Here is a 19,647-nt window from a genome sequence, read left to right as displayed (position 1 = left end):
GGCGGCGTTTACGACGCTGCACCCCGCGGGGGGGGCCGCTTTGGGGGTGCCGCTGTACGCCACCAGCCACCGGAGCGTCGCCGCGGCCGCGGCGACGCTGGACCGCCTGGACGTGCTCGTCAACAACGCCGGCATCTCCGGTGAGGTGGGGCCGGGCTGGGTGCAGGACCCGACCACGCTCGACCTCGACGTGGTCCGCAGGGTCGTGGACACCAACGTCTACGGCGTGATCCGGGTGACCAACGCGATGCTGCCGCTGCTGCGGCGCTCGGCGTCGCCGCGGATCGTCAACATCTCCAGCAGCGTCGGGTCGCTGACCTGGCAGGCGGACCCCGGCGTCGAGGTCGGCCCGGTCATGGCCGCCTACTCGCCGACGAAGTCATACCTCAATGCCGTCACCGTGCACTACGCGCGGCAGTTCGCCGGCACGGGCATCCTCATCAACGCCGCCTGCCCCGGCCTGGTCGCGACCGACTTCACCGGCTTCCAGGGGCGGCCCGCCCGGCAGGCGGCGGCGACGGCGATCCGGCTGGCCACGCTGCCCGACGGCGGCCCGACCGGCACGTTCCGCAACGACGACGGCGTCATCCCCTGGTGACCGGGCCGGGCCCGGGCCGAGCCCGGGCCCGGCCGTGGGTGCCCGCTAGCGGCGGACCTTGAACATCAGGTGGAGCACCCGGTCGCCCTGGATGACCACGTGGGGGTCCTCGAGGAGGTGCTGGCCTTCGATGCCGCCGAAGTAGCGTTTCCCCGACCCGAACACGACCGGCACCACGTCCATCGCCACTTCGTCCACGAGGCCGGCGGCGAGGATCTGGCTGCCCACGTCGCCGGCGTTCACGCTGACGATCCGGTCCCCGGCGAGCTCCTGGGCCTTGTCGATCGCGGCCGTCACGTCGGCGACGAAATGGTAGGACGCCTCGGGGTGCCAGCCCTCGGGTTTGGGCCGGTGGGACACCACGACCACGTGGTCACCCGCGGGCGGCCGGCCCTCCCAGCCGTTCACCAGGTCGAACAGGCGGCGGCCCATCACGATGACGCCGATCGCCGCCCAGATCGGCCGGACGTACTGCGCCGACACGTGCGAGACCCTGAGGCCGTTGCCGGCTCCGGAATGATCGTATTGCTGGTCGGCGTCCCCGGTGATCGGGGTGTCCCCGCTGAAGTACCAGTCGTGGAGCGGGCCGACGTCGTCGTGCTCGTCGGCGATGAAGCCGTCCACCGATACCACGTTGTGCATGATGACCGTGCCCACAGCCGCTCCTCACCTCGACATCCGCCCGCCGATCATGTCCCGGCGGGGAGCGGCCGGGCTTGTAAAAAATCACTCGGCCGGCATCGGGCCGCTGTCCGGCGGGAACCCCTGCTCGGCGGGGAACCGGCGCCGCAGGGCCAGGTATTCCATCGGCGTGTGACCGGTGAAGTCCTTGAACTCCTTGCTGAAGTGGGCCTGGTCGAAGTAGCCCGCCGTGTGGGCGAGCTGCGACCAGTTGACCGGGCGCAGGGTGTCCACGGACAGGATCAGCCGCGCGAAGCGGTAGATCCGCGCCACCCGCTTCGGGGTGACCCCGACATGGGACTTGAACTGCGCGGTCAGGTGGCTGGCGCTCACCCCGGCGGCGTCGGTGAGCGCACCGACCGGGACCGCGCCGTGGGAGATCTCCAGGAGCCCGCCCGCGTGCCGGACCAGGTCGAGGCCGCGGGCCGGCGCGTCGGCGAGCCGCGACCGCAGCTCCCGCTCCAGCACCCGCAGCGTCTCGGCGGCTGGGGCGAGGTCGCCGACCTGGTTACGGATCCGATCCACGGACCGTTGCCAGACGGCGTCGACCGGCACCCACCGGTCCCGCAGCTCGCTCGCCGGCAGGTCGACGAACGGCGACATCCCCCACGGCTTGAAATGCACCCCGAGCATCCGCACCCGGGTGGGGTACTCGACGATGAAACGCCTGGTCCAGACCCCCATGAACCACCCGTCGGTGAACACCGCCGGCGGCACCGAAGGGTCGGAGTCCCACAGGCGGGCGGGCCCGCCCAGGTTGAGGAACAGGTGTGCCGACGGCATCGGCGGGACGTTCATCCGGCGGTGCCGCGGGACTCCGGTCAGGCAGTAGATGTCGTCGACGAACCGGTCGAGCGGTGGGGCGGGCACCCTGCCGACGTATTCCACGAACCCCAGTGTGGCCGACGTGGGTCCAGGAAGGGCGGGGGAGACGCCGGTGGGCGGGGCGGCCCGAGGGGTGGCCGCCCCGCCCACGTCATTGTTCAGCGGGTCCTCAGCGGGTCGCCGCCGGGACCTTGTCCGCGGCGGGAGCGGGAGCCGCCAGGTCGAGCGTGCTGCGCAGCGCGGCCGGCTTCATCAGCGCCGCCGCGACGACGCCGACGACCGCGATGCCGGCCGAGATGAGGAAGATGTGGCCGGTCGCGTCGCCGTAAGCGGCCCGCACGACGTGCTGCAGCGCCGCCGGGAGGGCGTTGACGTTGAGGTTGCTGGTGCTCCCGCCGGAGCCGGCCGGTACACCCGCGGCGGCCAGACCGTGCGTGATGTTGTCGGTGACGCGGCGGGCGAGGACGGCGCCGAGGACCGAGACGCCGATCGTGCCGCCCAGGGAACGAAAGAACGCGATCGTCGAGCTCGCCGCGCCGATGTCCTTCAGGGGCACGGTGTTCTGCACGGCGAGGACCAGGTTCTGCATCGAGGAGCCGACACCGACGCCGACGAGCAGCATGGCCGCGCCGACGAAGACGAGGGACGTCTCGTGGTCGATGGTGGCCAGGGCCGCGAACCCGACGACGAGGGTGACGGTGCCGCCGACGATGTACGGCTTGATGTTGCCGGACCGGGTGATCAGGCGGCCGACGATGATCGAGGCGCCGAGGACGCCGGCCATCAGCGGAATGGTCAGCAGGCCGGCCTCGGTCGGGGTGTAGCCGCGGCCGATCTGGAAGTACTGGCCGAGGAAGACGGCGCCGCCGAACATGGCCATGCCGACGGCGAGGCTCGCGACGATGGACAGGGCGGTGGTGCGCTGCTTCACGATGTCCAGCGGGACGACGGGCTCCGCGGCGCGGGCCTCGACCCGGATCGCGAGGGCAAGCAGGACCAGGCCGGCGCCGACCATGGCGAAGGTCTGCCAGGACAGCCACGCGAACGAGTTGTCGACGAAGGAGACCCAGATGAGCAGGGTGCTGACGCCGGCGGCGATGAGCGCGGCGCCCAGGTAGTCGATCTTCACGTTGTCGCGCCGGAGCGTGGCGATGTGCAGGGTCTTCTGCAGCACGAACAGCGCGATGACGGCGATCGGCACGCCGACGAAGAAGCACCAGCGCCAGCCGAGCCAGGAGGTGTCGACGATGACGCCGCCGAGCAGCGGGCCGCCGACGGTCGCGACGGCCATGACGCCGCCGAGGTAGCCGTTGTACCGTCCACGCTCCCGCGGCGGGATCATCGCGGCGATGACGACCTGGACGAGGGCCTGCAGGCCGCCGACGCCGATGCCCTGGAAGGCGCGGGCGGCGATCAGCTCACCGGCGTTCTGCGAGAGTCCGGCGACGATCGAGCCGGCGACGAAGATGACGATCGAGATCTGGACGAGGAGCTTCTTGCTGTACAGGTCGGCCAGCTTGCCCCAGATCGGGGTGGAGGCGGTCGCGGTGAGCAGCGTGGCGGTGACGACCCAGGTGTACTGGCCCTGCGTGCCGTTGAGCGCCCCGATGATCTTCGGCAGGGCGGTGGAGACGATGGTGGAGCTCACCATCGCCACGAACAGCACGAGCAGCAGGCCGCTCAACGCCTCGAGGATCTGCCGATGGGTCATCGGCTCCTCGGTCCTCGTCTGACTCATCGTGATGCCTCCATGTGCGAAGCGTGCGAAACCTGTGAAGCGTGCGAAATCTGCGAAGCGTGCGGAGCCTGTGAGATCTGCGAGACCTGCAAGGCGGTCGTGAAGCGGCGCAAGTACGCCCCGAACTGCTCGACGTCCTCGCCGGTCCAGTCGCGCAGGGCGTCGGCGAGCAGGGCGTCGTACCAGATGACGGCGTCGGCGAGGGTGGCCCGGCCGGCGTCGGTCAGCTCCAGCAGGCTGGCCCGCCGGTCGTGCGGATCGGTGACCCGCCGGACCAGCCCCTCCCGCTCGGCGGCGCTGACCGCCCGGCTGGTCGTGGACTGGTCGAGGGCGCAGCTGGCGGCGACCTCCTTGAGGTGGCAGCCGCCGGTGGCGCTGCGGACCCGGTCGATCGCCTGCAGCAGCCCGACGGTCCCGGACGGCAGGACCGGATGCCGCTGCTGCTTGAGCACGCGGAGGACCTTCATCAGCTGGTGCAGTTCGTCGCGCAGCTCCACCGGACACCTTCTCCTATTACTTGCCTTGTACAAGCATCTTAAAAAGTTGCCCAATGCGCAAGTTTGCCCGATGAGAAGTGGGTAACATTCGGAGCGTGAGCACCGGGCTGCGGGAACGCAAGAAGTCCGCCACCCGGCAGGCCCTGCACGAGGCCGCCGTCCGGCTGGCGATCGAGTACGGCCTCGACCGGGTCACCGTCGAGGCGATCGCGGACGCCGCCGAGGTGTCGCGGCGGACCTTCTCCAACTACTTCGCCAGCAAGGAGGAGGCCCTCCTCTACGGCGACCTGGCCCGCATGCGGCTGCTGCTGGACACGGTGCGGTCCCGCCCCGCGAGCGAGGCACCGTGGCCGGTGCTGACCGCCGCCGCCGTCGAGGTGTTCCAGGAGCTCGGCACCCGCGACCCGCGGTGGCTCGCCCAGGTCCGGCTCGTCCGGCGGCACCCGGCGCTCGCCGCGCAGCAGGTCACCACGTACACCTCGATGGAGGACGGCCTGACCGCGGAGCTGTCCGCGCGCGGGGTCGGCGCCCCGATGCGCGCCCGCCTGATGGCCGCGGCGTTCCTGACCGCGCTGCGGGTCGCCGTCCAGGCGTATCCGGACCGCACCGGGGGCGCCCCACTGATCGCCGTCATGCAGGAAGCCCTCGCCGAGACCGGCAAGGGCTTCCTGTGTGATTGACGGTCAGCGGGCGCCGGTCAGCTGCGGGCGCAGCATCAGGATGACGCCCAGCGCGACGTAGCCGATGAGCAGGTGCCCGCCGCCGATGTAGTCCGCCACCGGCGAGCCGAAGATCCCGAACACGGGGACGGTGACGACGGCCCAGCTCTCCGCGACCGTCGGCCACACCCGGGCGGCACCCTTCCAGCGGCCGGTGAACAGGATCTTCACGCCGATGACGGCCATGCCGAGCATCGACAGCGGCCAGAAGATGTCCATCGGGATCAGCCACGCCGCGTCGCGCAGCGCCGGGACCGCGTGCAGGAAGCTCCACACGGTGGCGACGGCGAGCAGGACGTGCTCGACGACCAGCATGCCGCGGGCGACCTTGGTGAGGCCGGTCGCGCGGGTCCGGACCTGGATCGCCAGCAGCGCGAACAGCCCCAGCTGGAACAGCCCGCCGGTGGTGTCGGTGATGGTCAGGCCCAGTGAGTCGGTCGGGTTGTTGCCGACGGTGAACATGCTGGTCGCCCACGACAGCGTGCCGACGCTCAGGGCGAGGCCCAGGGCCCGCACGCCGCGGACGGAGATCGCGGCCGGCGGCTGGTGGTTGTCGAGGACGTCGGTGCGGGCGGGGACGGGTTCGGTGCGGATCGTCATGGCAGTTCCTTTATGTGAACGGCGGGGCTCGCCGGGTATGCCGTGCATCGTGCGTCCGGCGGCGACCCGGGCGGCAGGGCCCGGCGCCCCGGAGCGCGTCCCCGCCGATGTCCCGGCCGGAACGGGACCGCTGTCCTCGGGACCACGGGACGCCCCGGCTGACACCATGGCCGCATGCGCACGCGGCTCCCCACGCTCGCGGGTGGGCTCTTCGCCCTGCTCGCCCTCGCCTCGACGGTCGCCTCGATCGTCCTGGAGGTCGCGCTCGGCGGGCAGCGGGCCACCGACGGCATCGAAGCGGGCTGGATCTCCGGCCTGGCCGGGCTGGGCCTCGCCGTGCCGGGCGCGCTCGTGGCCCGCCGGTTCCCGCGCAACCCGGTCGCCTGGATCCTGTGCGTCAGCGGCCTGCACTGGTCCTTCGACGGCACCTGCGCGGCCTGGGTCGCCTACGCCACCGCGCAGGACCCGTGGCTGCCCGGCGTGACCACCGCGTGGTGGCTCTACCAGCGGCTGGGCGCGGCGCTGCTGTTCTCGCTGCCGCTCCTGCTGATCTTCTACCCGGACGGCCGCCCGCCGGCCGGCCGCTGGCGCTGGGCCGCGTTCGTCAGCCTCGGCTGCACCGCGATCATGCCCGTCACGCTGCTGTTCGTGCCGGCCCGCATCGCCGGCGCCGTCGACACCTCGGCCGAGCCGACGGCGCTGCAGGACCTCTCGGCCGACCTGCTGAGCATCCCGCTGCCCGACGGCGTGTGGGAGGTGCTGCTGCGGGTGGGCTACGCGGCGCTGCCGTTGAGCATGCTGGTCCCGTTCGCGGTCGTCTTTCGCCGGTACCGGCAATCCACCGGCCTCGACAAGACCCGCATGCGGTGGCTCGTCTGGGCCGGCGTCGTCGACGTGCTGGTGATGCTGTCCGCGCTGCTGCTGCCCCAGTCGGCGTTGTCACTCGGCCTGGTCGTGGCGGTCGTGGTCACCGGCGCCGCCGTCGCGATCGGCATCCTGCGCCCGCGGCTCGTCGACATCGACCGGCTCCTCGGCGGCACCGTCCTCTACGGCGCCCTGGCCACGCTGGTCGTCGCCGTCGACGCGGTGCTGCTCGCCGCGGCGACGACGCTGCTCGGCGAGCAGGGCGCGGCACTGGCCGGCCTGCTCGTCGTGATGCTCGTGTACGGCCCGCTCCGGCACCGCCTCTGGCAGCTCGTCCAGCGGGTCGTGCTCGGCCGGCGGCACGACCCGTACCGCGTCGTCTCCGGCCTAGCGGAGCAGCTGGAGCGCACCGACAGCCCCGAGGACCAGCTCCTCGCGGTCGCCCGCAGCGTTGCCGAGGCGTTCAACGCCCCGTACGTGGCGGTCGAGGTCCACCGCGGCGGGGACTCGACGCTGCTCGCCGAGCACGGGCACGCGGTGCCGGACACGCAGACGCTGCCCATCACGTACCGTGGCGAAACCGTCGGCCGACTGATCCTGCCCGCCGGCGGACCCCGCACCGTGCTGTCACCACGGGACGAGCGGCTCCTCGCCGACGTGGTCCGGCAGGCCGCGGCCGCGGCCCGCTCCAGTCATCTCGCCGCGGAGCTGCAGCACAGCCGGGAACGCCTGGTCGGGGCGCGCGAGGAGGAGCGCCGCCGGGTGCGCCGAGACCTGCACGACGGCCTCGGCCCGGCGCTCGGCGGGGTGGCGCTGCGCATCGACACCGCCCGCAACCTCCTGGCCGCGTCGCCGGCACGGGCGGACGAGGTGCTGCGGCAGGCCCGCGAGGACGTGTCGACGGCCCTGGCGGATGTACGGCGTCTCGTGCACGACCTGCGCCCGCCGGCCCTGGACGACGTGGGGCTGATCGGCGCCGTGGACCAGGTCGCGGACCGCTTGCGCACGCCGGCGCTGACGATCCGGGTCGGCGGTGCCCTGCCTGCCGGGCTCGCCGCCGCCGTTGAGGTCGCTGCGTACCGGATCGCGTCGGAGGCATTGACCAACGTCTCGAAGCACGCGCGCGCCGGCGTTTGCGCAGTGGATTTTTCCGTAATTTCGGACAACCTGGTGGTCTCGGTGGTCGACGACGGGGCGGGCATCGCCGTGGGCACGCCGTCCGGGGTCGGGCTGATCTCGCTGCGGGAACGTGCCGCCGAACTCGGCGGCCGGTGCGAGGTCGAGTGCCCGCCCGGCGGCGGCACCGCGGTCCGCGCCACGCTGCCGTTAGGATCTTCTTCTTTGCAGGAGGTGCCCGATGGCCGATGAGCCGGTCCGGGTCCTGGTCGCCGACGACCACCCGATCTTCCGCGACGGCCTCGCCGTGCTGCTCGGCTCCGTCGACGGCATCGACGTCGTCGGCACCGCCGCCACCGGCGCCGAGGCCGTCGCCCTCGCCGTCGACCTGCTGCCCGACGTCGTCGTCATGGACGTGCAGATGCCCGACCTCAACGGCATCGAGGCCACCCGCCGCCTCGCCACCGAGGCCTCCTCCGTCGGCGTCGTCGTGCTCACCATGTCCGAGGACGACGGCACCGTCTTCAGCGCCGTCCGCGCCGGCGCCCGCGGCTACCTGGTCAAGGGCGCCGAACAGGAGGAGATCGTCCGCGCCATCAGGACCGTCGCCTCCGGCGGCGCGGTCTTCGGCGCGACCCTCGCCCGCCGCATCGCCGAGTTCTTCGCCGCCGGCCCTCCGACGGCGACGACCGCGTTCCCGGAGCTCACCGCCCGCGAGCGGGAGATCCTCGAACTGCTCGCCGCCGGCCGCTCCAACCAGCAGATCGCCCAGACCCTGTTCCTGTCCCAGAAAACGGTCCGCAACAACGTCTCGAACGTGTTCGCGAAGCTGCAGGTAGCGGACCGCTCCGAGGCGATCGTCCGCGCCCGCGAGGCCGGCCTCGGCCGCTGACCCCGCCGGATTGGCGTCCTCGCGCCCTTGCTCGACGAGGTCGCTGTCGACCTGGTGCCGGTGGTGATGGGGAAGGGCCGGCCGTTCTTCGGCAGCCTCGCCGTCGAGGACGTCCCGCTCGGCGACCCGACGGTCTGCGTCCAGGGAGATCGCGTCACCCACCTGGTCTTCCCCGTTCGCCGCGTCGGCCTTTCCGAGGTAGCGGGAGGACCTGCCGTTTGATCGTGGCTGGGTGGGTAGCCGGGAGGACCTGTTGTGTGCCGATCCGCGACCGGGAGACCCTGATGGACGTGCGCCACCACCGCGCCGAGACCAACGGCGTCCGGCTCCACTACGTCACCGCCGGGTCGGGGCCGGTCGTGCTCTGCATGCATGGCTGGCCGGAGTCGCACCGCCAGTATCTGCGCATCATCGAGCGGTTCGCCGACCGGTACCGCTTCATCGCCCCGGACCTGCGCGGCTGCGCCGACAGCGACAAGCCGTTCAGCGGCTACGAGCCGAAGACGATCGCCGCCGACATGCTGGGTCTGCTCGACCTCGAGGGCATCGACCGGTTCCACATCCTGAGCCACGACCTCGGCGGGCCGCCCGCCGTCGCGCTCGCGTACCTGGCGGCGGGCCGCGCGTTGTCGCTCGCGACGATCGAGACGCCGTTCTTCGGCCTCGACTACCCGGGGTACGTCGATCCGCGGGTCGCCTACTGGCACCTCGGGATGCACATGAACATGGACATCACGCACTTCCTGGTGGCGGGGCGCGAGGAGCAGTACCTGCGGCACTTCTTCCGGGACTTCGCCTACGACCCGGCCGCGGTGCCGGAGTCCGAGGTCCAGGCCTACGCCGAGCAGATGCGGCAGCCCGGCAACCTGCGCGGCAGCCTCAACCTGTACGGGTACATCCCGCAGATCGCCGAGCAGACCAGGCAACTGACCGCGGCCCGGCTGACGGTGCCGATGATGGCCTGGGGCGGCCGGTCGTCCTTCGGCGCGCACTGCTTCGACAGCGCCAACGCCATCGCCACCGAGGTGCACGGCGGCGTCATCGAGCAGTGCGGGCACTGGGTCTTCCAGGAACGGCCCGACTTCATCTGCGACCAGCTCGACCGCTTCTGGGCCGGGAAGGCCTGAAGCACCGCGGCGGGAGCCGGCCGGAAGTGAGTCACCGCCGGCGGGCGACGCCGAGGAGGTGGCCGCTGGCGCCGAGCATGCTGGGTTCGCTCTCCACGCCGCGCAGCAGGTCCAGCATCGTCTCCGTCGCCGCCGGGTCGCCGACGAGCGCCTCCAGCCGGTCGTCGCTGAGCCACAGCGGGCACTCCACCGCGACGACCTGGACGTCGGTGAGCCCGGCGTCCTCGGCTTCCGCGGCGACCTCCTCCGGCCGGTGGAAGTACGCGGTCGTGAAGTAGCTGCGGCCCGAGGAGTCGTTGACGTGCCGGCCCTCCCGTAGGGCCCGCTCGACCAGCGGCGGGAATCCCGGATCATCGAAGAAGCCCTTGAGCAGGCCGTCCAGCAGGAACGCGAACCGGCTGATCACCGCGCCGACCACGACGCCGCCGGGCTTCGCGACCCGCGCCGCCTCCCGCCATGCGGCGACCCGGTCGGCTCGCTCGTGCAGGTGATACAGCGGGCCCAGCATCAGCACGCCGTCGGCGACCCCGTCCGCGACCGGCAGCGCCCGGGCGTCGCCGAGGGCGGCGGTCACCCCCGGCTCCGGGGTCAGGTCGAGGACGTGCACCCGGTAGCCGGCCGCGGTGAGCGGGCGGGCGTAGACGCCGGTGGCGCCGCCCACGTCCAACAGCGTCGCCGGTGCGGGCGGCAACACCCGCGACAGCACGTCCCAGGTCCGCAGGAACTCCAGCCGGCCCACACCGGACGCGGTCAGCCTGGTCCGTTCGCCCCCGCGCCGGTAGTACTCAGAGATCGCGTCCGTGGCCATACCCACTGTTATACCGACAGCATTCGATCGGCCACCGGCAATTTTCCCGGTGCTGTCGGCCGGTTCGGCTGATGTGGGGGTGGCACGTTTCCGGGATTTTGGGTCTGACGGGTGGCCGTACCGTTAGGTCCAACAGCGCAACACCGAGATACGCATCCGAGAGGACCACCCCCATGAGCGAGTACGGCGAGATCGAGACCGGCGACAGCCACAGCGGCCTCTCGGAGGCCCACGCCGAGTCCGGCAGCGAGCAGGACTACAGCTCGCAGTACGGCATTCTCGAGCAGGACCACCAGAGCATCGAGCACACCGAGTTCGAGAACGTCAAGCACATCGAGTACACGGACGCCGCGGGCAACCACTACGAGGTGACCGAGTACACGCACTACGAGCACACCGAGATCGAGTCGGAGCACACCTACGCCGCGTATGGCCAGGAGGGTTCCGCCGGGTTCGGCGCCGCTGAGGTCGAGGCCTCCGACGCCTCCTCCGACACGCACGTCGCGTCGCTGACGGAGCGTTTCGAGAGCTTCCTCGGTGACGTCCTGGACGGCCCGAACTACGAGATCTCCGACAGCAGCGCCTGACCCACCCGCTCGGGTGCGTCTCGACTGCGCTAGGAACGCCGGTCAGCCTTCGCGCTGGCCGGCGTTCCGCGCTGTCCGCCTCCTGTTGTGCCGGCGCCCGCGCCGTCCGCCGCCTGTTGCGCCCAGCGCCCGTCCTGGCCGGCTGACGGCCTCCTGAACGGGTCCGTGCGGTGACGGCGGCGCCGGTACCGTGGCGGACATGGCGACGACGAAGACGCTCGATGCCCGGCGTGGGCGCCTGGACCTGGGCATCCTGACCGCAGGGCTCGCGGTGTCGATGGCCGGCGACGCCGCCGCGTTCATCGCGTTGCTGCTGCGGTTGCAGCCGCACGGCAGTGGCTGGGTCGCGGCGATCCTGGCCGCCGAGCTGGTGCCGTTCGTGGTGCTCGCGCCGCTGGTGGGTCGGGTCGTCGACCGGGTCGAGACCAGGTCGTTGCTGATCTTCGCGCTGCTCGGCCAGGCCGTCGTCGCGGTGCCGCTGGCACTGCTGGACGGGCCGCTGCCGACGGTGCTGCTGTTCGCCGCGCTCGCGGGCCTGTCGGCGTTCGTCCGGCCGTCGACGAACGCGCTCGTCCCCGCCATCACCGGCCCCGAAGGGCGGGAGCGCGGCTTCGCCCGGCTCGGCGCGGGCGTCGGGATCGGCTGGATCGTCGGACCCGGGGTCGGCGGGCTGCTCACCGGCTGGTTCGGCGTGCGGACCGCGGTGCTCGCCGACGCGGTCACGTTCGCGGTGCTCGCCGGCGCGTGCGCGCTGCTGTCCGTCCGCCGCCGCCCGGACCCCGCGACCGTGGCGAAGGACCGGTCCGGTGGGCTGCGGCTGCTGCTCGCCGACCGGGTCCTGTCCGTCGCGGTCCTCGGCGCCGCCGTCTGCGTCGGCGCGGCCGTGATCGACAACGTCGCGGCGCCGTTCCGCTTCATCGACCAGCTCGGCGCCACCGACAGCCAATACGGGCTGTATCTGACGCTGTGGGGTGTCGGCGCGCTCGCCGGCTCGCAGCTGCTGCCCCACATCCGGATGAGCCACCGGGGCGCGGTCGCGGTCGCGTGCCTGACCATGGGCGCCGGGATCGCCGGCATCGGCGTGGCGCCCGGCCTGCTGATCGCCTACGCCGCGGCCGTCGCCGGCGGCGTGGGCAACGGCATGCTGAACGTCGCCCAGAGCGCCCTGGTTACGGCCCGCACCCCACCGGAACGGCACGGCCGCCTCTTCGCGACCGTCGGTGCCGTCACCCAGACCGCGATCGGCGGCGGCACCGCGGCCGCGGCACCCCTCATCACCTGGCTCGGCGGCGGCGGCGCCCTGATCACCGCCGGCGTGACGTCAATGCTCGTCGCCGTCATCGTCCTGCTCTTCACCACGAGCACGTGACGCGAGTGCGTGACCGCCGCCGTTGATACCGGTCAGGGGTGTCGGGTGGGGGACAGATCAGCGCAAGTATTCGCCAAGTGGGCGCCAAGTGGCACCGGGCATGCTCTTCTCAGCGGCAACTGAAAGGGTCACGCAGACCCTCGCAAGGACTAGCTCGAAGGTCCCCTTCGATACACATATATTGCTGGACCGGTAGAGCGGCGCTCCTCCCTCGCGTCGCTCTACCAAGCTTGCGTTGACGGTGGAATTCAGCCGGTGAAGAGCAGCAGCAGGCCCGCGACCGTATAGGCGACCATCAGTCCCAGTAGCGGCACCTGGCCGGTCATGGCCTGGGCGCGGGGGAAGAGTTTCAGGGCCCGGTCGTGGGCGAGGACCGTGCCGACCAGGTGGCCGAGGATGATGGCGGTGATCTGGACGTTGGCGACGCCCGTCGGGGTGATGACGCCGGTCCACGGGTCGAAGTCCGGATGGTCCAGCAGCAGCGCGACGGTGCGCTGGCCCTCCAGGACGAACAGCGAGTAGTAGTGCGCGACGACGTAGCCGACGACGATCGGCACGATCGAGTGGGCCAGCTCGCCCGGGGTGCGCTCCGCCGACGTGTGGCCGCGCCGGCCCGCGGTGCGGGTCGCCACGGTGTACGCGAGAGCCACCGCGCCGATGACGCCGAGCAGGCCGAGGGTGCCGGTGACCGGGGCGGGCAGGCCGTTCTCCTGGGTGAAGCGCAGCCAGAACAGGGCGCCGGACATCGCGTCGTAGAAGGTGGCGCCGAGCAGCACGACGACGACGGCGACCAGGCCGGGCGCGGGGCGCAGGCCGGCGATCCCGTCGAGGGGGTTGCGCCAGACGAGGGTGCCGTCGGGGCGCCGGCCGATGACGGCGAGCCGGCCGACGAGGTCACTGAGCACCTCGAACGCGTCGCCTCGGGTGAACCAGTCGGGGCCGTAGACGAAGGCGCCGGCGAGCATCGCCACGGCGTACACGGCGAGCCACGTGCCGATGACCGGCAGGGTCGCCCGGTCCGGGGCGACCAGCTCCAGCCAGGCGAACGCGAACAGCCCGGCCGCGGCGGGCCAGTAGCCGACGGCGTCGGGCAGCGGCCGGCGGGCTTTGAAGCCCAGCGACAGGGTCCGCAGCGGGTTCAGCGACCGCCACACCGGGCCGAGCAGCAGCGACAGCGGGACCAGTCCGACCCAGAACAGCACGTACACGATCCCGGCGGCCGGGTTGTCGGCGCTGTCGGGCAGCGTGAACGTCCAGGCCAGGACGGCCAGAAAAGCGATGCCGAGCAGCCGCGGTACGACGGCGGGCACGGTGAACGTCCCGATCGGCCGTCCCGCGGCGGGGTCGAGCCGCGGGGAGCGCCACGCCACCCCGAGCACCAGGAACGACACGATCAGCGCGGCGGCGGCGCCGACGAGCAGCTGGCCCAGGGTGAGCGGCAGGTCCTGGCGGCCACCGACGCCGTGCGCCAGGACCGGCGCGAGGTCGGTGTTCAACGGACCACGAGCTGGAACAGGACCAGGTGCGACGCGTGCGTCTCCACCTCGAACAGCCCGGTCCGGTCGACCCGCAGCTCGATCGAGGCCGGCGCCCCGGCCGGCAGCGTCAGAGTCTTGTCGTAGCCGTGGACGTGCAGCTCGTCGGCGACGTCGGAGGTGACCGTGATGCGCACCAGGCTGCCCTTGGCGACCTCGACGCGGCCGGTCGGCGGCGTCACCTTGCGTTTCGCGACGGTGACGACGACCTCCTTGTCGACGGTGGGCACCGGGGAGGCGGGCGCGGAGGTCGGCCCGGCGGTCGGTGAGGGCGCGTCGGTCCCGGGGGCGGTCGCGGTGCTGGTCGACGCGGCCGGGGCCGGCGTGCCGGCGGCGGTGGACGGCGACGGGGAGGGTGAGTCGCAGCCGGCGGTGAGGAACGCGAGCAGGCAGGCGGCGGCGACGGTGGAGCGGACGGCAGGCACGAAGCAGGCTCCCGGGGCGGCGGGTTCGTTAGGGACGTGAATTTAGCGTCTTGTCGCCCACGGGGGAACCCGGCATCATGTGCCGATGCGATCCGGCAGCACCACAGCGGTCACTACGATCCGACTCGCGGTGCTGACCGTCGTCGCGGCGCTCGGCGTCGTGCTGCCGGCGGGGCCGGCCGCCGCCCACGGGCAGCTGGCCATGTCCGACCCGGTGCAGGACAGCACCGTGGACCAGCCGCGGGCCGATGTGGCGCTGTATTTCACCGAGCAGCCGGCGTCCTTCGCGTGGTTCACCGTCACCGCGCCCTCGGGGCAGCGGGTCGACGGCGGGTGGCGCGGCGGGGAGCCGAAGCGGCTCGACAAGCCCGTCCAGGAGTACTTCCTGGTCGAGGGGAAGTTCGAGCCGAAGGTCTACAACACCGGGTTCCCGGCGCTCGTCACCGTGTCGCACTGGCCGGAGCAGGGGCTGTACGTGGTGGCGTACCAGTCGGTCGCCTCCGACGGCGAGGCGGTGAAGGGGCAGCTGCGGTTCACCTACAGCGGCCAAGCGACGCCGGCGCCGGCGGGCTGGACCGCGCCGACCGCCGGGCCGTCCGAGGCGCTGACCCGGGCGCTGAACAAGGAGAGCGCCCCGGCGGCGACCCAGGCGGCACCGACCGCCGGGCCGCAGCAGGCGCTGCCGCCGCCGGTCACCCCGGCGACGCCGTTCGTGCTCACCGACTGGCTGCTGCCGGCGCTGCTCATCGTGGGTGTCGGCGTCATGATCTGGCTCGCCGCCCGCCGGGCGCCGGTGCAGCCGGAGAAGAAGCGCCGCAAGGCCGCCCTCCGATAACGGGACGGTCGCTAGCCGGTCGCTGACCCGCAGGTCTGCTGGATCTGCCCGGTGAGCCGGTTGGCGAACGCCGGGTCGGCGATGACCCGCTGCTGGTACTGCTCGACCTGCGCGTCGCTCAGCCCGGTATAGACCGGTTTGCTGGCGTACGCCTCGGCCATCGCCGCCGGGTCGGTGTAGACCCGCGACTGCACCGAGCACAGGTGCGCGGCCGTCGTGTCCAGGAAGATCGTCTCCAGCCGTTCGGGTGTCGACGACGCGGCGGCGGAGGGTGCGGCGGCCGCCGACGGTGCGGTGATCTTCGCCGGGGTGTTCGACGACTCGTCGCCGCAGCCGGCCAGGGCGGCCGTGACGGCCAGGGAGACGAGGATGAGCCGGATCATGACGGGCCTTTCCGCTGGAAGCTAGACGACGACCAGGGTGAGGTTGTTGGTGTCGGTGGTGCTGCCGTAGGTCTGCTTGACCGTGAGCTGATAGGTGCCGGCGGCCACGTTCGTCGCGTCGAACTTCACCGCGGCGAAGTCGTCGGTCCCGACCGGCAGCGACGCGGCGTCGTTGAGTTGCGTGTACGCCCGCTCCTGCGGGTAGCTCACGACCAGGCCGGTCGGGCCGCCGGAGACGGTGATGCGCAGGTCGTCGACGCCGCCCTTGCGGGCCTGGAACACCAGCTGGCTCCAGACCGGGGTCTTCTTCGGCACGGTGACGGTGGACGTCTTCTGCGTGATCGCGTCGCCGGTGACCGACACGACCGGCAGGGTCGCGGTTTGTGACCCGGTCCGCTTCGTGCCGGTGCAGGTGGTCGCCCCGTCGGCCTTCTCGGTGTACGTGTAGCTCAGCGTGACCGGGTTCAGCGACACGAGCTTCGACGTGGCGACACCGATGTTGAACGCCACGTAGTCCACGTGCCCGGCCGCGAGCGAGTCGCCCTTCGACAGCGACGAGTAGGTCTTTGTGTTCGCGGGGTAGTTGACCGTGAGTCCGGCGCCCGAGGCGGTGACCTTGACGTCGCAGACGTCGCCGGACGCGCCCCACAGCGTGCCCACCCAGCCCGTCTGCCCCGGCAGCATCGGCGCCAGCAGCGGGATGACCAGGCCGAGGTCCGCGGTCGCAGCGCCGGCCGGCGCCGCCGCCGGCAGGACGGCGGCCGCTCCGGCGGCGCAGGCGATGGCGACTGAGGCTGAACGGCGCATCGGAGGGGTCCTTGTCTGTGGGCTGCTGATGTCTGCCAGATCGGCCGGCCCGGCGGGGGCTTGAGCTACCCGCCGAGCGCCATCCAGGTGTCGTACTGGTGCACCGCGATTCCCTCGAACGCCGCGTACCGCTGCGCCGCGCTGTCGACCGCGCTCAACGTCGCCCGCATCGCGCTGCCCGTGCCGCCGTGGAACGTGCAGTACGGACAGTCGCCGAGCGCCTGCGTCTCCGCGCCCAGCCGCGCCGGTTTGGCCGCCTTCCCCGCGCGGCGCAGCAGGTCGTCGGCGACGCCGAGCATGGAGTTGCCGCCGGTGGCGGTGTTGCGGTAGCTCATCACGGTGATGCCGTCGACCCGGGCGAGCACGGCGTCGGCCAGGTTCTCCCCGCCGGCCTGCACCGTCGGCAGCCAGAACGGCACGTCGACCTCGACCGGCGGGCCGACCCGCGCCAGCTCGTCGAGCAGCTGCAGCAGCCGCGGTACCAGCGCCGCTTGTTGCTCTTTCCAGGACGGCAGCAGGTAGGGCTCGACGTCGACGTGCAGCCCCCGGAACAGCCCCGTGGCCGTGGCGGCGCGGGCCCAGCCGAGCGCGGTCGCGTGGTCCGTCGTCCAGGCCGGCTCGCCGCCGAGCGCGTCAAGGGTGATCCCGGCGCCGTCACACAGCGCGCGCAGCCGGGTCAGGTCCGTCACGTCGGCGCGCGGGTCGTAGTACGCGAAGATCGTCGTCACCGAGTTCGCGACGGCCCAGCCGACGACCGCCTCGGGCGGCTCCCGCTCCCACAGCCACATGGCGCGGGTGCCCGGCGGCGCCACCGACGTCTCCGGCGCGAGCGGCGGCAGCCGCCGGTGCACGGCCGCGACCAGCAGGCCTGCGGTCAGCACGACACACAGGACGGCGTGCGCCACGCTCCTGCCCACGTTCACTGTTCGGCCCGGTCCGGCGGCACCGAAGGATTTGGGTCACGTTGACGTCACTGGGAGCCGTGGGACACGATGAACCCCGAGCGGTCATAGGGAGGAACCCAGTGCGAGTCTGGGACGGTCCCGCCACTGTGACCGGGGAGTCACCCTCCAGCGCACGGACCACGGCCGCACCGGCCGGAAGGTCGGGGGGCGGCGGCGATCCGGGAGTCAGGAGACTCCGGCCGCTCACGCTCCATGACCCAGCGGGCGCGGACCCGCTCGATAAGGATGTGCCCGTTGACGTCGCCATACCCGTTCTCGGCCGTGGTCGGCCTGCCCGACCTGCGCCTCGCCCTGCTGCTGACCGCCGTGTCACCGGCGATCGGCGGGGTCCTCGTCCGGGGTGAGAAGGGCACCGCCAAGTCGACCGTCGTGCGTGGCCTCGCCACGCTGCTGCCGGAGGTCGACGTCGTCGCCGGCTGCCGCTTCGCCTGTGACCCCACCGCGCCCGACCCGTCCTGCCCCGACGGCCCGCACTCCCTGGACGCGCCCGCGGCCCGCCGCCGCTCCGCCCTGGTCGAGCTGCCCGTCGGCGCGACCGAGGACCGGGTCGTCGGCACCCTGGACCTGCAGCGGGCCCTCGGCGACGGGGTCAAGGCCTACGAGCCCGGCCTGCTCGCCGCCGCCCACCGCGGCGTGCTCTACGTCGACGAGGTCAACCTCCTGCCCGACCACCTCGTCGACCTGCTCCTGGACGCCGCCGCGATGGGCCGCGCCCACGTCGAGCGCGACGGGGTCTCCGTCAAGCACGCCGCCAGGTTCCTGCTCGTCGGCACCATGAACCCGGAGGAGGGCGAGCCGCGCCCGCAGCTCGTCGACCGGTTCGGCCTGGTCGTCGGGGTCACGTCGCCGACCACGCCCGCACCGAGGGCCGAGGTGGTGCGGCGGCGGCTGGCGTACGAGCTGGACCCCGAGACGTTCGCGGCCCGCTTCATCGAGGAGGACGCCGCGCTCGCCGGCCGGATCGCCACCGCCAGGCGCGCGCTGCCCGGGGTGACGTTGCCGGACCGTCAGCTGGACCGGATCGCGCGGATCTGCCTGGCGTACCGGGTGGACGGGCTGCGCGCCGACATCGTCGTGGCCCGCACCGCGGTCGCGCTCGCCGCGTGGCACGGCCGGACCGTCGTGACGAAGGACGACCTGCGCGACGCGGCCCGGCTCGCGCTGCCGCACCGGCGCCGCCGCGACCCCCTCGACCCGCCGGGCGCGGACCAGGAACGCCTCGAGGAGATCCTGGACCAGGAGCTCGGCGACGACCCCGACGACCCCGACGACGACGCCAGGCACGACCCAGGCGACGAGGACCCGGATACCGGCGGGCCGTCCACGGCCGGCGAGCCGGCCGCTGCCGGTGACGGAGGCGGTGACGGTGGTCCTGGCAGCGCACCGGGCAACCCAGGTCCGCCGCCGGTCGGTCCGCCACCCGCCGGCGATCACGCCGCGCAGGCGCCGCCCGCGCAGGTCGAACCCACGCCGGGCGAACCCTCCGACGGGCCGGTCACGCAGCCGGCCGGGGAGCTGGCGTTCGCGCAGGCGCCGTACAAGACGCGGCTGCTGCGCATCGGCGGCCGGGCCAACCGGCAGCAGGGCGCGCACGCCGGCCGGCGCTCGCCAGCGTACTCGCGGCACGGGCGGGTCGTGCGGTCCCGGCAGCCCAGCGGCGGCAAGCTCGTCAGCCTGCACCTGCCCGACAGCTTGCGGGCCGCGGCAATGCGCGGCTCCCGCAGCGTGCAGACCCAGGACCTCCGCGAGGCGGTCAAGGTGGGCCGGGAGGCCAACCTGGTGCTGTTCGTCGTGGACGCGTCCGGCTCGATGGCCGCCCGGCAGCGCATGGCGGTCGTGAAGACGGCCGTGCTGTCGCTGCTGCGCGACGCGTACCAGCGCCGCGACAAGGTCGGCATGATCACCTTCCGGGGTGCGGAGGCCACCACCGTCCTCGAGCCGACCGCCAGCCACGAGGTCGGCGTGCTGCGCCTGGCCGAACTGCGCACCGGCGGGCGCACCCCGCTCGCCGCCGGGCTGCTCCGGGCCGCCCGCACGCTGCACGGCGAGCGCCGCCGCGACGCCCGCCGCCGGCCGCTGCTCGTCATCGTCACCGACGGCCGGGCCACCAGCGGCGCCGACCCGCTGACCGTCGCGCCCGCGCTCGCCGGCATCCCCGCCGTCGTCGTGGACTGCGAGTCCGGACCCGTGCGCCTCGGCCTCGCCGGGCGCCTCGCCCGCGCCCTGTCCGCCGACTGCGTCCCGCTGTCGGCCCTGTCGCACATGGGGAGCTGAAC

The 19,647-nt window shown here is 72.7% G+C and carries 21 protein-coding genes and 1 riboswitch; of the genes, 10 read left to right on the top strand and 11 right to left on the bottom strand.

The annotated features are described in order from the left end of the window. Nucleotides 1-598 (top strand): SDR family NAD(P)-dependent oxidoreductase (locus tag AB0K00_RS51595; RefSeq protein ID WP_363538207.1); only part of this gene is annotated, 598 nt, incomplete at its 5' end. 45 nt (nt 599-643) lie between these two features. Here AB0K00_RS51595 and AB0K00_RS51590 read toward each other — a convergent pair. The 4 genes from AB0K00_RS51590 to AB0K00_RS51575 all read right to left on the bottom strand — a co-directional run bounded on the left by AB0K00_RS51590 (nt 644) and on the right by AB0K00_RS51575 (nt 4,339). Further along, nucleotides 644-1,255 carry a dihydrofolate reductase family protein gene (locus AB0K00_RS51590; RefSeq protein ID WP_363538206.1) on the bottom strand — a complete coding sequence of 204 codons (612 nt, stop codon included), beginning with the start codon at nt 1,253-1,255 and terminating at the stop codon, nt 644-646. A gap of 69 nt (nt 1,256-1,324) precedes the next feature. After that, nucleotides 1,325-2,167: a helix-turn-helix domain-containing protein gene (locus AB0K00_RS51585; RefSeq protein WP_363538205.1), complete on the bottom strand. Its 843-nt coding sequence runs from the start codon at nt 2,165-2,167 to the stop codon at nt 1,325-1,327. Nucleotides 2,168-2,273: 106 nt separating this feature from the next. Then, nucleotides 2,274-3,842, bottom strand: coding sequence for an MDR family MFS transporter (locus tag AB0K00_RS51580; protein WP_363538204.1), 1,569 nt, complete (start codon nt 3,840-3,842; stop codon nt 2,274-2,276). Beyond that, nucleotides 3,839-4,339: a MarR family winged helix-turn-helix transcriptional regulator gene (locus AB0K00_RS51575; protein ID WP_363538202.1), complete on the bottom strand. Its 501-nt coding sequence runs from the start codon at nt 4,337-4,339 to the stop codon at nt 3,839-3,841. The genes AB0K00_RS51580 and AB0K00_RS51575 overlap by 4 nt, the downstream gene beginning before the upstream one ends. A gap of 95 nt (nt 4,340-4,434) precedes the next feature. On the opposite strand from AB0K00_RS51575, the gene AB0K00_RS51570 reads away from it, so the two are divergent. Then, a complete protein-coding gene (locus tag AB0K00_RS51570) occupies nt 4,435-5,019 on the top strand; it encodes a helix-turn-helix domain-containing protein (protein ID WP_363538200.1) in 585 nt (194 codons plus the stop codon). Nucleotides 5,020-5,022: 3 nt separating this feature from the next. On the opposite strand, the gene AB0K00_RS51565 is transcribed toward AB0K00_RS51570, so the two are convergent. Continuing rightward, complete coding sequence (locus AB0K00_RS51565; RefSeq protein ID WP_363538198.1) at nt 5,023-5,658, bottom strand: hypothetical protein; 636 nt, start codon at nt 5,656-5,658, stop codon at nt 5,023-5,025. A gap of 174 nt (nt 5,659-5,832) precedes the next feature. On the opposite strand from AB0K00_RS51565, the gene AB0K00_RS51560 reads away from it, so the two are divergent. The 4 genes from AB0K00_RS51560 to AB0K00_RS51545 are packed head-to-tail and all read left to right on the top strand — an operon-like array spanning nt 5,833 to nt 9,657. Further along, on the top strand, nt 5,833-7,890 hold the full coding sequence (locus tag AB0K00_RS51560; RefSeq protein WP_363538196.1) for a sensor histidine kinase: 2,058 nt from the start codon (nt 5,833-5,835) through the stop codon (nt 7,888-7,890). Further along, nucleotides 7,880-8,530, top strand: coding sequence for a response regulator transcription factor (locus tag AB0K00_RS51555; RefSeq protein ID WP_363538194.1), 651 nt, complete (start codon nt 7,880-7,882; stop codon nt 8,528-8,530). Before AB0K00_RS51560 ends, AB0K00_RS51555 begins: the two co-directional genes overlap by 11 nt. Before the next feature lie 27 nt (nt 8,531-8,557). After that, a complete protein-coding gene (locus tag AB0K00_RS51550) occupies nt 8,558-8,752 on the top strand; it encodes a hypothetical protein (RefSeq protein ID WP_363538192.1) in 195 nt (64 codons plus the stop codon). Nucleotides 8,753-8,787: 35 nt separating this feature from the next. Then, a complete protein-coding gene (locus AB0K00_RS51545) occupies nt 8,788-9,657 on the top strand; it encodes an alpha/beta hydrolase (protein ID WP_363538190.1) in 870 nt (289 codons plus the stop codon). Between the two features lie 31 nt (nt 9,658-9,688). On the opposite strand, the gene AB0K00_RS51540 is transcribed toward AB0K00_RS51545, so the two are convergent. Beyond that, nucleotides 9,689-10,465 carry a class I SAM-dependent methyltransferase gene (locus AB0K00_RS51540; RefSeq protein WP_363538188.1) on the bottom strand — a complete coding sequence of 259 codons (777 nt, stop codon included), beginning with the start codon at nt 10,463-10,465 and terminating at the stop codon, nt 9,689-9,691. Between the two features lie 173 nt (nt 10,466-10,638). Here AB0K00_RS51540 and AB0K00_RS51535 point away from each other — a divergent pair, with 173 nt between their 5' ends. Together AB0K00_RS51535 and AB0K00_RS51530 are read left to right on the top strand one after the other, a co-directional pair. Beyond that, entirely contained in the window at nt 10,639-11,052 is a 414-nt protein-coding gene (locus AB0K00_RS51535) for a hypothetical protein (protein ID WP_363538186.1), read from the top strand. A gap of 199 nt (nt 11,053-11,251) precedes the next feature. After that, nucleotides 11,252-12,421, top strand: coding sequence for an MFS transporter (locus tag AB0K00_RS51530; RefSeq protein ID WP_363538184.1), 1,170 nt, complete (start codon nt 11,252-11,254; stop codon nt 12,419-12,421). Nucleotides 12,422-12,669: 248 nt separating this feature from the next. On the opposite strand, the gene AB0K00_RS51525 is transcribed toward AB0K00_RS51530, so the two are convergent. Together AB0K00_RS51525 and AB0K00_RS51520 are read right to left on the bottom strand one after the other, a co-directional pair. Continuing rightward, complete coding sequence (locus AB0K00_RS51525) at nt 12,670-13,917, bottom strand: hypothetical protein (protein ID WP_363538182.1); 1,248 nt, start codon at nt 13,915-13,917, stop codon at nt 12,670-12,672. Then, complete coding sequence (locus AB0K00_RS51520) at nt 13,914-14,381, bottom strand: hypothetical protein (RefSeq protein ID WP_363538180.1); 468 nt, start codon at nt 14,379-14,381, stop codon at nt 13,914-13,916. The genes AB0K00_RS51525 and AB0K00_RS51520 overlap by 4 nt, the downstream gene beginning before the upstream one ends. An 85-nt stretch (nt 14,382-14,466) precedes the next feature. Between AB0K00_RS51520 and AB0K00_RS51515 the strand changes: the two genes are divergently transcribed. After that, entirely contained in the window at nt 14,467-15,216 is a 750-nt protein-coding gene (locus AB0K00_RS51515; RefSeq protein WP_363538178.1) for a copper resistance protein CopC, read from the top strand. An 11-nt stretch (nt 15,217-15,227) separates the two neighbouring features. Here AB0K00_RS51515 and AB0K00_RS51510 read toward each other — a convergent pair whose 3' ends face one another. From AB0K00_RS51510 to AB0K00_RS51500, 3 genes are all read right to left on the bottom strand, one after another. Further along, nucleotides 15,228-15,599: a hypothetical protein gene (locus AB0K00_RS51510; protein WP_363538176.1), complete on the bottom strand. Its 372-nt coding sequence runs from the start codon at nt 15,597-15,599 to the stop codon at nt 15,228-15,230. A gap of 21 nt (nt 15,600-15,620) precedes the next feature. After that, entirely contained in the window at nt 15,621-16,406 is a 786-nt protein-coding gene (locus AB0K00_RS51505) for a hypothetical protein (protein WP_363538174.1), read from the bottom strand. A gap of 65 nt (nt 16,407-16,471) precedes the next feature. Then, complete coding sequence (locus AB0K00_RS51500; protein WP_363538172.1) at nt 16,472-17,311, bottom strand: hypothetical protein; 840 nt, start codon at nt 17,309-17,311, stop codon at nt 16,472-16,474. 59 nt (nt 17,312-17,370) lie between these two features. Further along, nucleotides 17,371-17,566, top strand: a riboswitch (cobalamin riboswitch). 39 nt (nt 17,567-17,605) lie between these two features. Here AB0K00_RS51500 and AB0K00_RS51495 point away from each other — a divergent pair. After that, nucleotides 17,606-19,645 (top strand): VWA domain-containing protein, encoded by a 2,040-nt coding sequence (locus AB0K00_RS51495; RefSeq protein WP_363538170.1) that lies wholly within the window; start codon nt 17,606-17,608, stop codon nt 19,643-19,645. Nucleotides 19,646-19,647 lie beyond the last annotated feature (2 nt).

The organism is Dactylosporangium sp. NPDC049525 (assembly GCF_040676755.1).
GTDB lineage: Bacteria > Actinomycetota > Actinomycetes > Mycobacteriales > Micromonosporaceae > Dactylosporangium.
Note: the sequence above shows the minus strand (reverse complement) of the source record. Positions and strands in the feature narration are given on the sequence as shown.

Excerpts from the sequence above, each read along its gene's own strand:
- AB0K00_RS51565 (WP_363538198.1), bottom strand. The coding sequence starts at position 5,658 with ATGACGATCCGCACCGAACCCGTCCCCGCCCGCACCGACGTCCTCGAC.
- AB0K00_RS51510 (WP_363538176.1), bottom strand. The coding sequence starts at position 15,599 with ATGATCCGGCTCATCCTCGTCTCCCTGGCCGTCACGGCCGCCCTGGCC.
- AB0K00_RS51580 (WP_363538204.1), bottom strand. The coding sequence starts at position 3,842 with ATGAGTCAGACGAGGACCGAGGAGCCGATGACCCATCGGCAGATCCTC.
- AB0K00_RS51530 (WP_363538184.1), top strand. The coding sequence starts at position 11,252 with ATGGCGACGACGAAGACGCTCGATGCCCGGCGTGGGCGCCTGGACCTG.
- AB0K00_RS51560 (WP_363538196.1), top strand. The coding sequence starts at position 5,833 with ATGCGCACGCGGCTCCCCACGCTCGCGGGTGGGCTCTTCGCCCTGCTC.
- AB0K00_RS51515 (WP_363538178.1), top strand. The coding sequence starts at position 14,467 with ATGCGATCCGGCAGCACCACAGCGGTCACTACGATCCGACTCGCGGTG.
- AB0K00_RS51555 (WP_363538194.1), top strand. The coding sequence starts at position 7,880 with ATGGCCGATGAGCCGGTCCGGGTCCTGGTCGCCGACGACCACCCGATC.
- AB0K00_RS51505 (WP_363538174.1), bottom strand. The coding sequence starts at position 16,406 with ATGCGCCGTTCAGCCTCAGTCGCCATCGCCTGCGCCGCCGGAGCGGCC.
- AB0K00_RS51540 (WP_363538188.1), bottom strand. The coding sequence starts at position 10,465 with ATGGCCACGGACGCGATCTCTGAGTACTACCGGCGCGGGGGCGAACGG.
- AB0K00_RS51535 (WP_363538186.1), top strand. The coding sequence starts at position 10,639 with ATGAGCGAGTACGGCGAGATCGAGACCGGCGACAGCCACAGCGGCCTC.